The organism is Moorella glycerini, from assembly GCF_009735625.1.
GTDB lineage: Bacteria > Bacillota > DSM-521 > Neomoorellales > Neomoorellaceae > Neomoorella > Neomoorella glycerini.
Map to the genome: position 1 here is coordinate 3,162,790 of NZ_CP046244.1, position 12,724 is coordinate 3,175,513.

The window sequence follows — 12,724 nt, forward strand, 5'->3', positions numbered from 1 at the left end:
TTTCCTCCATCTTTGAATGGGAGAAGACTTATCATTTAGCTGCGGGCTTACCCTCATTTACCCTCATGGGGGCTGCGGTTAGATGCGGTGCATAAATTTGAAGACTTCCACCTGCTGCATCGTCACCTGTACACCCAGTTCCTCGCCCCTGGCCTTGAGTTGTTTTTGCAGTTCAAAAAAATTAAGATTACTACCCTTCAGGTCCACAATCATGATCATGGTGAAAAATTCCTGCAGGATGGTCTGGCTGATATCGAGGATATTCACATTGGCTGCTGCCAGGACGGCAGTTATACCCGCTAAAATTCCCACCCTGTCCTGGCCTAAAACTGTGATTATGGCCCGGCCGTCGGCAACTGTCATGATTTTTCACCCCCGCAAAAATCCTCCAGTACTGCTTCCAGCTCAGCTGCATCGACCTGCAGCCAGCCCCAGGTGAAGAGGGCCAGGCCACGGAAAAATTCCGTCCGGGCAGCCCCCTGGATATCGCTGCATAAGGCCGGTACCCATTGCTCCAGGTGTTCCTTTAAAAAGCGCTGCTGCCCCTGCAGGAATTCAGTTGCATCTTCACCGGCCTGGACTTTTGCGGCCGCTGCCTGGCTGAGCCAGGCCATGAATTCCATTTCCAGGCCCAGGTGGTCGTCTGGCTCCCGGTTTTTCTTTTTACTCTCCAGACCAAAAGAACGATAAAATTCCCTTACCGCCAGGGTTTCCTCGCCGAAAAGGAGATGCTCTTTGGAGCGGTAAACCGACTCCCACGGCGGCGCCTCCAGGTGACCGGGACCGACGAAAAGGCGGTTATAATCCTCCTGGAGTTCCTGCCGGTAGGCCTCCAGGTCACCGGCCCGGGCCGTTAGCTTGGCCTGCATCTGCCGGCAACCTGCGGCCAGCTCTTCGTTCTGGCTGTTGTTGGCCAGTTCCTCCAGGAATTGTTCCCTGACCAGGGCTACCAGCAAATCCCCGACCGGCCCTTCCTGGTAGATCCTGGCCAGGAAGCTGTAAACCAGCTCCCGTCCCTGGAGCCACTCAACTAATAATTCCTGGTCCATAAAATCTCCTCCCCCTTTATAGTTATACCATCCGGATAACCGCAATCTAACAGTTCTCTCCAGCAGGCTTCTGCCCTGGCCCGGCCAGTTTCCGGTTCAGGTAACAGCGCAGGCATTCAGTGGCCCCGGCGCTGGCCTGAAAGGTTTCCCCGCAATTTGCGCAAAGGTGTTCGCCGGCTGTAGCCAGGTTGAAAGTTACCTTGCTGGCCACAGTTTCTATGGCCAGGTTCTCCCCCCAGGTCAGGCTGTGCTGGGGGCAGACTGCCAGGCACAGGCCGCAGTGGTTGCAGCGGGCCGGGGTAAATCTTAACTTCCCTTCAGCCAGGTCCAGGGCTCCAGCCGGGCAGAGGCGGCTGCAGATATTACAGAGGTAACAGGGACCGGCCAGTTCCAGGGAGGCCAGGGGTAAACGGGCTCTCGCCGGGTAACCGGTCTCAGGCCGTACTTGCTGTAAGGCCTCCCTGAGGATGGACATCCTCTCCCCGGGAAAAACTGCCTGTTTCGTACCCGGACCCGGGGCTGGTGTCGCCACTTTAACTCCCGGCACTTTGATCCCCCGCACCAGGGAGCGGAAAAACTCGCGCCGGCCCATGGCAGCCGTGGCTGCGTGGGATGCCTGGCTTACTGGGCGCTTTGGGGCTGTAGCCGGGTTAAGGTTAGCCCCCTGCACCAGGCGATCGTGTGGCAATTCCAGGGTCGCCAGGGTTCTTTGCGCCCAGCTGAAGGAGTTTTTAAAAAGCTCCTGCCCCTTCTCTCCCCAGGGACAGGCAGCGCAATCCTCGGGCCGGTAGCGAAACCCTGTTTGGCCCCTTGCGGCCAGGGCGACCATTATTTCCGGAGCCACTGCCCCCAGGCAGGGAACTACAAATAAGCCTTGCGGCAAGCGCTCATCCTCACCCCGGGCACAGGAAAAAATTACTTGCCCGGTGGCAGCAATAATCTCCTGACCCCGGGCGAGAATGAAGGCGTGGGTGTGCTCTGGATCCTCCAGGGCCCCGGTAGGGCAGGCTACGGCACAAAGGCCGCAGCGCCGGCACTCCTTCAACCCTGGCCGGCCGTTTTGCAGCTCAATCCCATCAACTGGGCAGACCTCCAGGCACCTCTGACAAGTCGCCCAGGGCGATAGGGTGCGGATACATTTTTCAGCACGTAAGCGTACCTGACCCAGCCCCGTCAAGGCGCTGGCAATAGTTTCGAGATCCAGTTCCCCCACCCCTCTTCCTGTATAAAAGCGGGCCTCATCCCGCCCGCTTTTCATTAATTCCTCAATTTATATTATCATACTTTCCTGCCTGATGGTCAAGGAGTGGGAAGGAACTGAAACCGGCACGTCAATAGCCGGACCATTTCACCAGAATCGTGAGATTAATTTAGTCTACTATATCTTCCCCAGACATCTCCGCCAGCATGCGTTCTTGAAAATAATTATCTTCGGCAGGATTATAGTGGTAACCCTGCAAATTTTTTCAGTAACTCCTGGCGTTCTTCATTGCTTAAAAAACTACTGATAGCTTTTAATTCCCCGGGCAGGATTTCCTTAAATATAAAGAGTAACTTTTCTGTTCTTTTATCCCTCAAAAAACCGCGCACTTCTTCCCATACTGACTCGCCAGCAAAGTTCATTTACATCAACCCCCGTAAGTTATAAATTCAAATAAAGCTTTAGCAGCTGCTTCCGGGCCTTTTATTTCATATCCGTGCAGGCCCAACTGGGTACGTAACTGCCCTATTTTGACACCCCTGGCAAGCATCTGGCTAAAATATTGTCTGGCCAGGGCATCATGCTGGTCCCGCTTCTGGGGGGCACCAAAGGGGTTGGCAAAATAAGTATGCACCAGACCTTCTTCATCAGTGGTACCCTTGGAAAGCCGGGCACCCTCGCTAAAGACCTCCAGGGCTGTATCGACGTCATTAAACAACTCTATATGGGGATGCTTGTTATCTACCGGTTCATAGTTATTAGCGTACAGGAATAGATCTATAGGATACCCCCTGGTAACTTCCTGGTAGTTAGTAATCGGGATTACCAGGCGGGCGTTTTTTTTATGAGGGTTCATGAAGATACTGCGGTCAATCTCCGCATAGGGAAAACCCGGGGCTAAATCATCCAGGCGGACAAAGGCGCCAATTTCTGTCCCGATGCCTACCACCTCTCCTTCAGGGGTTATCCTTAAGGATCCCATATCATCAAAAATAACTGTTAAGCGACGCATATAATCCGTGGCCAGGACGCGAAAGGCTTCCAGGGATTCTGATTTGCCAGCACCGCTATCACCGACCAGGACCACGTTGGCACTAGCCCCTGTCCGTAAAACAATTCGCGCCATAGCACCATGAACCGGTAAATAACCACGCTCAATGGCAATAAGGTTATGCAGGGTTAAAACCATCTTTTTAAAATAACCAAAGTAGTCAACATCATCAGTTCGCCCGATCAGTCCTAATACTATACCCGCCTGCCGGTCTTCATAGTATACTGTCTGGCGCTTACCCAACAGTTCCGGCTCAACTCCAAAAATCAGCATGGCTTCTGGTCGTCGACCTTGAATTTCAGCTGGCTCGGCTAATTCAAACAGGTTGGCGAGACTTAGACCCAGGGGTAAATACCGTTTATGAAAATAGATAAAGGTTAACAAATCCCCTACTTTAGCCGGATAGCAAAGCCAATCCCTGGCTTCCAATTGACTATGCTTGAGGGGATTATGGGACACCGGCATAAACATACCCTTGCGGTAATTGCGTTTGGGGTAATATACCAGCGGCGGTTCGATAACTACCAGCTGGATAAAAGGTATCGCCTGCAACTGTCGGTATTCTTCCCCGGGAATATCCCAGGCAATTTTATCAGCCAGTATTCCTGCTCCTGCTCCGCAGGGTAGTTGCCGGTATACCCGGGGGAGTTTTTCCATTAAATTGGCCCCGATTTTTCGGTAAATTTCCAGTACCAGGTTGGTAAAGCGCTCATTAAGTTCAATAAACTTATGATGATCACTGGCAGTTTCTCCTGCTTGGTGGCAACCATCATCAACAATCAGGAAACGGGCATATTTCCGCCAGTAATTGTAAAGCTTTTCCACAAAATCATATAGCATTGTCTTTCTAGCCAAAACAGGATTGAAAGCAGGATAACGTTTGCTAATTTCATCTGGCCGGTATTCAGTAAGAAGCAAAAGTAAATCGGCAAGGGCCTCCTTATGCCACAGGTTGCTGGCACCGGTACCGCTGCCTTGCTTACCAGCAGGTGTTCTCAGGAAAGGTTTTATAGCCTCCAGTTCCGGTGCCTGGTGTTGCTCTAAATCTTCAATGAAGCTTGCCAGAATCCGGTGGAAAATTGGACTTTTAAATATGTCCGATGCTGTTTCGCATATATTAGGTCCAAGGACAATAACATGATGCTGTTCCCACTCTGTCATCTCATTCACCTCCATAAGTTAAATAAAAAGGCCAACAATAATGTCTGTTTAAAGACACTATTGTTGGCCTGCTATTCGCCAGCTCTTCTGTACCAGACCAGCTGCCGACCAGCGGACCTTAAAGTTTGATGTTGGCTTCTCCCTCGATTAAAGGAGAATCCCCCATCGCTAACCCAGTGTTATTATATACTATAGTTATGGTAAAGGCAAGCTTAATCAACTAGGGCTTCAAGATTAGCCTCAAGGGTAAAAACCAGAATCCTTTCTCCTGTAACGGTGCTAATATCAGTATGCAAACTTATTACCTTCTGACCGGTGAATTCCTGGATCATTTTTTCTAATAACGGACGGGAATCCTCCAACAACTGAGTACGTATTTTCTTAATCAAAATTTTACCTTCATGGCTATGAGCCAGGTGTTGTTCGGCCGGAGTTAAAACTCCCTTGAGACGGATAAAGATCTGGTCTTCAATGATAAAGGTTTTAACTTCCTGGGGTCCCCGGCCCAGATATTCCTTTTCAAATTTCATTAATGCTTTACTGATATCATCTTCAAGCTGCCCTTTACGGGTCATTTATATCGCCTCATCCTGCTTTTTAATTTACCCAGAGTTAACGCTGGTAATAACGGGCCTTTAGTTTACCAGGTCACCTATAATGTCCAGAACTTCCTCCAGACATTCAACTATATAATCAGGCTGTACAGGCTGATTTTGAAGTTTGGCCCTTTTACGGTTCAACCATACGGCAGTAGCTCCAAAGCCCCTGGCGCCTACCACATCGGCAATGAAAGAATCCCCTACATGAATGATCTCTTCCGGATTACACTTTAAAAGCTCAGCCGCCTGCTGGAAAATCACAGGCGAGGGCTTGTAAGCTCTGGCGTCTTCTGAAGTCACAATGGCATCGAATTTTAGTCCGTGTCTCATTAAAGCTATAGATAACTCGTGATTGTCAGTGTTGGAAATCAAAGCCGTCCTGAATTGACGGCCCACAGCCTCAACTACTACAGGAGCAGCGGTATAAACCTGACAGTTTTCTATCATTCGCAACCATATTTCCAGGTCATTGGGAACTCGCCTCCCACGAAAGCCGAATTGCCTGAAGGTCATATCCAATGCTTGATCAAAAACCACCCAGAGCTTAGAGAAAGGCCCCTCCATGATTAGTTTATCAGCAAACTTATCCCACTCCTGGTGAAAAGCTACAGGATCGGCGGGAAAAGAGTTGGCTTGTAATATTAGTTCTGTGGCTTTTGCATGCAGACCCTCGATATTGAAAAGCGTTCCATAGGCGTCAAAAGTTACAGCTCGTATATGATACATGTGTGTTCCCTCCAGCGGCCAAAAAGTCCTCCTGCCGTTGAGGCTAAGGTTGTGACAAGGGCGTATTTCCAAAGTAGTCCGGGCAGCGGCGATGCAGGCCCCGCAGGCATCAACATTAACCGGCATCAAAGTCTACCTTTTTTTGCCAACTATCAGCTTGCCCAAAAGTTTACTTATTTCTACAGCCACCAGGGGGACAAGGCTCAGGCTCAGGACCACCGCCCAGTCGCTGGTAAGCAACACCGATGTCTCAAAGATACCTCGCAAAAAAGGAATGAATACTACAGCTACCTGGAGAGATATTGACGCCAGGAAAGCATACATCAAACTGCGGTTGGTTCCCACTCCTATGGACAGGAGGGATTGATCCATGCTCCGGACATTGAAGGAGTGCACCAGTTGCGACAGAGCCATGGTTACAAAAGCCATGGTATGGGCTTCCTCCAGGGTCCGTCCCCAGCTAAGGGCCAGCCAGTATGAAAACAGAGCCAGCAGCCCGATCATGGTACCCTGCCACACGATGTTAATACCCATGCCCCCGGCAAACACCCCTTCCTTGGGTTTACGGGGCGGACGGTACATAACGCCTTTTTCGGGTGGCTCCAGGCCCAGGGCCAGGGCAGGAGGACCGTCAGTAACCAGGTTTAACCATAGTATCTGGATGGGAGTCAGGGGACTACCCAATCCCAGTAAAATTGCAGAAAAGATAGCTACAATCTCACCGGTGTTGCAGGAAAGGAGATACTGGATAGACTTGCGAATATTGTCGTAGATGGTTCGCCCTTCTTCAACCGCATTGACGATGGTGGCAAAATTGTCATCTAATAATACCATATCTGAGGCTTCTTTGGCTACCTCGGTACCGGTAATCCCCATAGCAGCCCCGATATCGGCCCGTTTGAGGGCCGGGGCGTCATTGACACCATCGCCGGTCATGGCCACCACATGTTTGTGTTCCTTTAGGGCTGCTACAATGCGGAGCTTATCCTCAGGGGATACCCTGGCGTAGACGGTGACGCGGTTTACCACCTCTTTCAGTTGTTGGTCGTCCATCTGGTCCAGTTGTGCACCGGTCAGGACGCCGTCATCCTGCTGCCAGATACCCAGTTCTCTCGCGATGGCCATGGCTGTTTCCTGGTGGTCACCGGTGATCATTACCGTCCGAATGCCTGCCCGGCGGCTGACAGCCACCGCTTCCTTGACCTCGGGACGCGGTGGATCCTGCAGGGCATAAAAACCGACAAAGGTAAGGTCCTGCTCGGTGGTATCCGGTGAGAGGCCAGCCGGAATTTCAGGCCACCGGCGGACAGCCAGGGCCAGTACGCGTTGCCCCTGGGACGCCAATTGAGAGTTAATTTGCAAAAGCCTGGTACGCATTTCTCCAGTTAGAGGTTCAATTCCTTGCCCGGTCATTACTCCGGTAGAGCGGGCCAGTAATACATCGGGGGCTCCCTTGGTAAAGGATTGGATTGAGCCATCTATATGGTGAAAGGTGGTCATCATTTTGCGGGCGGAATCAAAAGGGATTTCGGCCAGCCGGGGGTAGGTCTTCTCCACCTTCTCCCTTATCAAACCCGCTTTGGCTGCTACCACTACCAGGGCTCCCTCTGTGGGATCGCCGATTACGCGGTAACCTTTCTCTGTTGCCTCTAACCGGGCGTCACTGTTTAACAACCCGCCCAGGAGCATTAATTCCAGGTTCCGATCAGTTAAAGGAGCTATTTCATTTCCCTGCTGGTTCAGGAACCGGCCGTCAGGCTGGTAACCAGTACCAGTTACCTGCAGGAAGTTGCCGGCAGTATAAATCTGGGTAACAGTCATTTCATTTTTGGTAAGAGTACCTGTCTTGTCAGAACAAATAACAGTTGCAGTGCCCAGGGTCTCTACCGCCGGCAGTTTTCTAATAACAGCCTGCCGCTGGCTCATCCTGGTAACGCCCAGGGCGAGCACAATGGTTACTACGGCGGGCAGGCCTTCCGGAACTGCTGCTACTGCCAGGCTGATGGCTGTCATAAACATTTCCAGAACATCTTCGCCCCGCCACAACCCGGTGGCAAACACCAGGGTCACGATGACTCCTGCAGCCATTCCCAAAGTTTTACCAAGTTCATTCAACCGCCGCTGCAGCGGTGTAGGCTCCAGTGGCGTTTCCTGAAGCAGTTGCGCGATCCGACCCAGTTGGGTGTTCATCCCTGTTTCCACCACCAAGGCCTTGCCGCGTCCGCTGGTAATAATAGTACCCATAAAGAGCATGTTTTTCCGATCGCCCACCGGGACTTCACCGGCCGCTATCATGGCAGGGTCCTTTTCTACCGGTACCGACTCGCCCGTTAAGGCGGCTTCGTTTGCCCGTAGGGAAGCCGCCTCGATCAGCCTGGCATCAGCCGGTACAGAATCTCCTGCATCTAATAATACTATATCACCAGGGACCAGTTCGCCTGCGTCAACCTGCGTTACCATTCCGTTCCGGATCACTTTGGCTGCAGGTTTGGTCATCTCCTTTAAAGCTTTAAGGGCCTGCTCAGCCTTATTCTCTTGATACACGCCCAGAACGGCATTCAACACGACGATGACAAGGATAACAATAGAATCTTCCCATTCGCCCAGGATACCCGAGATGATCGACGCTCCAATCAGGATTAAGACCAGAATTTCCTTTAGCTGGCCTATAAACATGGAAAAAAGGCTGCGGGGAGGCGGCTCTTTTAAAACATTGGGGCCGTAGATCTTTAATCGTTCGTTGGCCTCCTCTTGATTCAGCCCCTGATGCAGGTCTGAATTAAGTTCCTGGCAGACCTGATGGATCTCCATGGCATACCATTTCTTCTCTGGCAACTCATAATCCTCCTCCCAGTTTGTGTAGAGCTTTAACACTTAAATAACCCCTGAATCCGTGACAACCCAATAACAAAATATCTGGATATGGCTCAAAACCTCGCGAAAAATAAGGTATAATAGGCTGGATGGCAAACGAATCCATGTTCACCTGCGAGGTGCGGCCATGAAATTCATCATTGAACAGTCTGATGAACACCTTACCCCCGTTGCCGGACTGGCTCTGGTGGGGGAAATCATTGATCATACTGCTCTGAAACTCAGGCTAAATAAGACCCGGATACCTGGTGTTTCTTCTCCGGATATTTCTCACGGGGATGTTATCACCTCTTACGTGGGCCTGCTTTGCCAGGGTCGCAGTGATTTTGACCATATTGAGCTTTTTCGGGATGACCCCTTCTTCGCTGCGGCGCTGGGTATTCAGGATGTGCCTTCAAGCCCTACCCTGCGCCAGCGCCTGGATATGATAGCTCATAGTGTACCCTACCAGGAGATTATCCTCGAGGAAACGGCCAGGTTCCTTAAGAAACTTAAGGCACCGGTAACTCCTGTTACCCTGGGTTCCAGGGAACTAAAGCGCCAATATGTCCCTTTGGATATTGATGTTACTCCCTTTGATAATTCAAATTCCAAGAAAGAGGGTGTTTCCAGGACCTATAAGGGCTACGACGGTTATGCGCCTATCTTCGCCTACCTCGGTAGGGAAGGCTACTGCGTCCATACCGAACTGCGGGCCGGGAAACAGCATTGCCAAAAAGGGACGCCGGAGTTCCTGCGACAAGCTCTAACCTTTGCTCGCGCTATCACTTCGCTGCCACTTTTAGTACGGATGGATGGCGGTAATGACAGCCAGGATAATCTCCAGGTCTGTTTGGACCCGGAAATCAAAGCCGATTTTATCATTAAGCGTAACCTGCGCAAGGAAACGCCGGAGGCCTGGCTGGCCATTGCCAAGGAAAATGGTACCGCCACCCTAGAACGGGAGGGAAAAACCGTCTATCGGGGGCACCAGATGGTGAAAATCGAGGGTGCTGACACCCCTGTCCGTCTGGTGTATAAGGTCACCGAGCGGACGATATTACGAAACGGCCAGCTTCTCCTGGTCCCGGAAATTGAGGTCGAAACCTACTGGACCACTTTACCCGACCCGGTGGAGGATATCATTACCCTCTACCACGACCACGGCACCAGTGAGCAATTCCACAGTGAAATCAAAAACGATTTAGACCTGGAACGGCTGCCCAGCGGCAAGTTTGCCACCAATGACCTGGTGCTACACCTGGGTGTTTTCGCCTACAACATTCTAAGGCTTCTGGGGCAGTTTAGCCTCCCGCTAAAGGAGGTACCGCTGCGCAATAAGAAAGCTCAACGCCGGCGGCTGCGTACCGTTATACAAAACCTGATTACCATAGCGTCCCGGCTGGTTCACCACGCCCGGCAGGTCAAATTACGATTTGGGCAGCACAGCCCGTGGTATCCAGCTTTCCGGTACCTATATAAAGCGTTGGCTTAATACAGAACTTCTAGCTCCAGTTAGCTGTATAAGCAGGCTCCAAGCCTCTTAGGACGAGAGGTCTACTTTGTTATTCCCTTATCCAGGGGACCCAAGGTAAGAGTAAATAGCCTTCGTCCACATAATCAACTTTAGACCCAATTCAATGTATCAGCAGATGTTAAATATAACTGTTAATACCATTTACTGTTAGTGCGAGTTCTACCCAGTTGTTATTATCACGGATTCAGGTAACCCTTAGCAAGTTAAAAAATGTAAATAAAAAACCTTTGTTCAGTGCAAAAAAGCACCAAACAAAGGTCTTGCTCCCAAGTTAAGCCCCTGGGACCAGGGCGGCTCTTATCGATGCGTACTGTCGCCCTGGTCAACAGGCCATAAGGCCTACGAGCTACTCCCCTTTGATTTAATTAAATTATATGCGAGAAACCCCTTGGCGTCAACCATTAGCTGAAATGCCAGTCACCAGAGCGGCACCGAGGGTCACCATAGGGCGATGCCCTTAGCCTCCTTAGGAAATACCGCACCCTTCTCCTTGTTGCAGGAGTACCGGGCTTAAACCTGGATACAGGTGGCATCAAGCTTATCTTCTGGTAACCCTTCCTCCCCTATCCATCATAATATAAATTAGCGATTTTTAGGGGAGGAGGTTTATTATGACTGCCGACCAGCAAGGAAAGCGCGGTATTACCGTCCGTTCCGGAGACGAGCAGGTAGAAAAACAATCCTTTTCTTACCAGCTGGCCCGGGCCTATATACCCTGGCAGCGTTTTACTAACAGGTGGGACCCTATAGAAGGCCTGGCCCGGGGGACGATTTTCCCAGAACTCTACCGTCCCTACCAGCCCCATCGGACACCTTAAAACAATATGGTGGAGGGTAAAACATGGATGGACAGCGATTAAGCCTGCTTAAAAAGATCATGGCCCTGGAATTTACCTGTGTCGACTTTAATCTTTACCTGGATACCCATCCCGAAGACTACCGGGCGTTAGCGGAATATAATGCCGCCAGCGAAGCCCTGCTGGCGGCAAAAAAGGAATACGAAAACCTTTACGGTCCTTTAACAAATTACGGTAGTACGCCCAGTCCCCAGGCCTGGCGCTGGATCGACGAACCCTGGCCCTGGGAAACAACTTTTTAGGCGGAGGGATTCTAAATGTGGATTTATGAAAAAAAACTGGAGTACCCTGTGCGCGTCGGCGGACCCAACCCCCGCCTGGCCAAGGTAATCATCACCCAGTATGGCGGCCCCGATGGTGAGTTGGCCGCTTCGCTGCGCTACCTCACCCAGCGCTATACCATGCCCCTTCCCCAGGCCAAGGCAGTTTTGACGGATATCGGCACAGAAGAGCTGGCCCACATGGAGATTGTGGCTACCCTGGTCTATAACCTAATAAAAGACGCTCCCCTGGAAGAAATCAAACGCGCCGGCCTGGACGGCTACTATGCCGACCACGACCGCGCCCTCTACTTTGTCAACGCCGCCGGCGCCCCCTGGACGGCCACCTATATCCAGTCCAAGGGTGACCCGGTCACCGATCTCCATGAGAATATGGCCGCCGAGCAAAAGGCCCGTTCCACTTACGAATACCTGATCCAGCTCTCCGATGACCCAGATGTTAGTGATACTCTAAAGTTCTTGCGAGAAAGGGAAGTCGTCCATTTCCAGCGCTTCGGCGAGACGTTAAATCTGATACATGAATACCTGGACAGAAAGAAATATTATTAAAGCCTTAAGCCCCGCTACGGGGCTTTTTTAAAGCCCTCTCTTTTTATAGCTTCCCGTAGCGCCATCCGGATGTAGGTGGTGTAACCTAGTCCCTTCTTCCTTGCGGCTTTTTTAATGGCAGCCACGTCTTCTTTCGGCAAGCGTACTGATACGTGGACGAGCTCAGGCTTTTTGAATTCAACATCGGCATCCTCCCAATCTTGCTCCTGGGTATCAGTGCGATCAAAGAAATCAGCCAGCTTATCTATATCATCAATGCCAGGCAAGTTAGTGTCTCTTCGCAAGATAGTACCTCCTTTCGGCTGGTGTCATATCCCGCGCTGTCACGAGGTAAGCGCGGCCATGACCTTTGTAGATTTTTAGGAACGTTGGATGCCATAGGGTCGGGGGCCCGTTACCCTAAAGACCTTGCTGCCGCACGAAAAACTTATTCCCGTAACGTTGCTCAAGATTATCTTGTTAAAACAAAGGAGATACTGGAATGGATGAAGAAAGACCAGATATTCAAGCAATTATAGAGCAGTTTGCTGATGCTCTAAAAAATCAAGGTATCCAGATCGACAAGATCATTCTGTTTGGCTCCCAGGCCAGAGGCGATGCTAGAGAAGATAGCGATATAGATTTACTAGTAGTATCATCCGATTTTGCTCAAATGCCCCTGTATCGCCGCTATGAAGTGCTGGGCAAAGCCCTGGCCAGGGTAATGCAGCCGATTGAACCTCTAGCCTGCACTCCTGAAGAAGTGCAGGTGGAAAAATTGAGCAAGGCCAGCTTCCTTTACGACGTCCTGGCCCGGCAAAAAACCGTGGAATACCGGCTTTAAATTGACGGACATCGGCACGGAAGAGCTGGGCCATAAG

The 12,724-nt window shown here is 51.0% G+C and carries 14 protein-coding genes; 5 read left to right on the forward strand and 9 right to left on the reverse strand.

The window, feature by feature from the left end; genetic code table 11:
* Window positions 1-78: 78 nt before the first annotated feature.
* The 8 genes from MGLY_RS15815 to MGLY_RS15850 all read right to left on the reverse strand — a co-directional run bounded on the left by MGLY_RS15815 (window position 79) and on the right by MGLY_RS15850 (window position 8,622).
* Window positions 79-363, reverse strand: a complete 285-nt coding sequence (locus MGLY_RS15815; protein ID WP_156275471.1) for an ACT domain-containing protein — start codon at window positions 361-363, stop codon at window positions 79-81.
* A complete protein-coding gene (locus MGLY_RS15820; RefSeq protein WP_156275474.1) occupies window positions 360-1,049 on the reverse strand; it encodes a TorD/DmsD family molecular chaperone in 690 nt (229 codons plus the stop codon). The genes MGLY_RS15815 and MGLY_RS15820 overlap by 4 nt, the downstream gene beginning before the upstream one ends.
* Before the next feature lie 46 nt (window positions 1,050-1,095).
* Window positions 1,096-2,307 (reverse strand): DUF362 domain-containing protein, encoded by a 1,212-nt coding sequence (locus tag MGLY_RS15825; protein ID WP_170291131.1) that lies wholly within the window; start codon window positions 2,305-2,307, stop codon window positions 1,096-1,098.
* Between the two features lie 182 nt (window positions 2,308-2,489).
* Window positions 2,490-2,672 carry a hypothetical protein gene (locus tag MGLY_RS15830; RefSeq protein ID WP_156275477.1) on the reverse strand — a complete coding sequence of 61 codons (183 nt, stop codon included), beginning with the start codon at window positions 2,670-2,672 and terminating at the stop codon, window positions 2,490-2,492.
* 5 nt (window positions 2,673-2,677) lie between these two features.
* Window positions 2,678-4,462 carry a phosphoenolpyruvate carboxykinase gene (locus MGLY_RS15835; RefSeq protein ID WP_156275479.1) on the reverse strand — a complete coding sequence of 595 codons (1,785 nt, stop codon included), beginning with the start codon at window positions 4,460-4,462 and terminating at the stop codon, window positions 2,678-2,680.
* 212 nt (window positions 4,463-4,674) lie between these two features.
* Window positions 4,675-5,037: a Na-translocating system protein MpsC family protein gene (locus MGLY_RS15840; protein WP_156275481.1), complete on the reverse strand. Its 363-nt coding sequence runs from the start codon at window positions 5,035-5,037 to the stop codon at window positions 4,675-4,677.
* Between the two features lie 60 nt (window positions 5,038-5,097).
* A complete protein-coding gene (locus MGLY_RS15845) occupies window positions 5,098-5,913 on the reverse strand; it encodes an HAD family hydrolase (protein WP_156275485.1) in 816 nt (271 codons plus the stop codon).
* Window positions 5,914-5,919: 6 nt separating this feature from the next.
* Window positions 5,920-8,622: a calcium-translocating P-type ATPase, SERCA-type gene (locus MGLY_RS15850; protein WP_170291132.1), complete on the reverse strand. Its 2,703-nt coding sequence runs from the start codon at window positions 8,620-8,622 to the stop codon at window positions 5,920-5,922.
* 166 nt (window positions 8,623-8,788) lie between these two features.
* Here MGLY_RS15850 and MGLY_RS15855 point away from each other — a divergent pair, with 166 nt between their 5' ends.
* From MGLY_RS15855 to MGLY_RS15870, 4 genes are all read left to right on the forward strand, one after another.
* Window positions 8,789-10,135 carry an IS1380 family transposase gene (locus MGLY_RS15855; RefSeq protein WP_156271486.1) on the forward strand — a complete coding sequence of 449 codons (1,347 nt, stop codon included), beginning with the start codon at window positions 8,789-8,791 and terminating at the stop codon, window positions 10,133-10,135.
* A 653-nt stretch (window positions 10,136-10,788) separates the two neighbouring features.
* Window positions 10,789-10,995 (forward strand): spore coat associated protein CotJA, encoded by a 207-nt coding sequence (locus MGLY_RS15860; RefSeq protein ID WP_156275488.1) that lies wholly within the window; start codon window positions 10,789-10,791, stop codon window positions 10,993-10,995.
* A 23-nt stretch (window positions 10,996-11,018) separates the two neighbouring features.
* On the forward strand, window positions 11,019-11,276 hold the full coding sequence (locus tag MGLY_RS15865) for a spore coat protein CotJB (RefSeq protein WP_054937204.1): 258 nt from the start codon (window positions 11,019-11,021) through the stop codon (window positions 11,274-11,276).
* A gap of 15 nt (window positions 11,277-11,291) precedes the next feature.
* Window positions 11,292-11,864 (forward strand): manganese catalase family protein, encoded by a 573-nt coding sequence (locus tag MGLY_RS15870; RefSeq protein WP_156275490.1) that lies wholly within the window; start codon window positions 11,292-11,294, stop codon window positions 11,862-11,864.
* 14 nt (window positions 11,865-11,878) lie between these two features.
* Here MGLY_RS15870 and MGLY_RS15875 read toward each other — a convergent pair whose 3' ends face one another.
* Window positions 11,879-12,148: a CopG family antitoxin gene (locus MGLY_RS15875; RefSeq protein ID WP_170291133.1), complete on the reverse strand. Its 270-nt coding sequence runs from the start codon at window positions 12,146-12,148 to the stop codon at window positions 11,879-11,881.
* Between the two features lie 197 nt (window positions 12,149-12,345).
* Between MGLY_RS15875 and MGLY_RS15880 the strand changes: the two genes are divergently transcribed.
* Window positions 12,346-12,687, forward strand: coding sequence for a nucleotidyltransferase domain-containing protein (locus MGLY_RS15880; RefSeq protein ID WP_156275494.1), 342 nt, complete (start codon window positions 12,346-12,348; stop codon window positions 12,685-12,687).
* Window positions 12,688-12,724: the final 37 nt, after the last annotated feature.

Bases quoted from the DNA above. Each gene is read 5' to 3' on its own strand.
- MGLY_RS15815 (WP_156275471.1), bottom strand. From the start codon at position 363: ATGACAGTTGCCGACGGCCGGGCCATAATCACAGTTTTAGGCCAGGAC.
- MGLY_RS15820 (WP_156275474.1), bottom strand. From the start codon at position 1,049: ATGGACCAGGAATTATTAGTTGAGTGGCTCCAGGGACGGGAGCTGGTT.
- MGLY_RS15825 (WP_170291131.1), bottom strand. From the start codon at position 2,307: ATGAAAAGCGGGCGGGATGAGGCCCGCTTTTATACAGGAAGAGGGGTG.
- MGLY_RS15830 (WP_156275477.1), bottom strand. From the start codon at position 2,672: ATGAACTTTGCTGGCGAGTCAGTATGGGAAGAAGTGCGCGGTTTTTTG.
- MGLY_RS15835 (WP_156275479.1), bottom strand. From the start codon at position 4,462: ATGACAGAGTGGGAACAGCATCATGTTATTGTCCTTGGACCTAATATA.
- MGLY_RS15840 (WP_156275481.1), bottom strand. From the start codon at position 5,037: ATGACCCGTAAAGGGCAGCTTGAAGATGATATCAGTAAAGCATTAATG.
- MGLY_RS15845 (WP_156275485.1), bottom strand. From the start codon at position 5,913: ATGCCGGTTAATGTTGATGCCTGCGGGGCCTGCATCGCCGCTGCCCGG.
- MGLY_RS15855 (WP_156271486.1), top strand. From the start codon at position 8,789: ATGAAATTCATCATTGAACAGTCTGATGAACACCTTACCCCCGTTGCC.
- MGLY_RS15860 (WP_156275488.1), top strand. From the start codon at position 10,789: ATGACTGCCGACCAGCAAGGAAAGCGCGGTATTACCGTCCGTTCCGGA.
- MGLY_RS15865 (WP_054937204.1), top strand. From the start codon at position 11,019: ATGGATGGACAGCGATTAAGCCTGCTTAAAAAGATCATGGCCCTGGAA.
- MGLY_RS15870 (WP_156275490.1), top strand. From the start codon at position 11,292: ATGTGGATTTATGAAAAAAAACTGGAGTACCCTGTGCGCGTCGGCGGA.
- MGLY_RS15880 (WP_156275494.1), top strand. From the start codon at position 12,346: ATGGATGAAGAAAGACCAGATATTCAAGCAATTATAGAGCAGTTTGCT.